Below are 535 nucleotides of genomic sequence, written 5' to 3' on the forward strand. Positions count from 1 at the left end.
GACATTGTGCATTACATTCACACTGAATTTGGTGTTCATTACCACTTAAATCATGTCTATAAAATTCTAAAGCAACTTGGCTTTAGTTGGATCACAAGCCGCTCTAAACACCCAAAACAATCATTACAGAGCCAAGAGGCTTTTAAAAAACTTCCAGCTGGAAACGATCCTTCACACACCAGGACACCTTCCTCTTGATCGGATCGACGTATGGTTTCAGGACGAAGCACGATTTGGCCAGCAAAATCCGACTACGCGCATTTGGGCTGAAACAGGCACTCGGCCAAGGATTGTAAAACAACAGCAATTTGACTATGGATACTTATTTGGCGCGGTATGTCCAGCCACAGGCCAAACAGAAGCGTTAGTTAGCCCATTCGTAAATAAAGAAGCAATGACGCAGCATATGCGCCAGATATCACACGCGACACCTGTTGGAAGACACGCTGTCGTGATAATAGATGGCGCAGGCTGGCACACATACGATACAGCTGCAGAATTTAAAAACCTAACCCTGATAAAGCTCCCACCTTAT

At 44.7% G+C, this 535-nt stretch carries 1 pseudogene; it reads left to right on the plus strand.

The features are described from left to right. Positions 1–535 (plus strand): annotated as a pseudogene (locus tag AOG27_RS21065) (IS630 family transposase); the annotation flags it as partial.

It is taken from the genome of Pseudoalteromonas lipolytica (genome assembly GCF_001306915.1).
GTDB lineage: Bacteria > Pseudomonadota > Gammaproteobacteria > Enterobacterales > Alteromonadaceae > Pseudoalteromonas > Pseudoalteromonas simplex.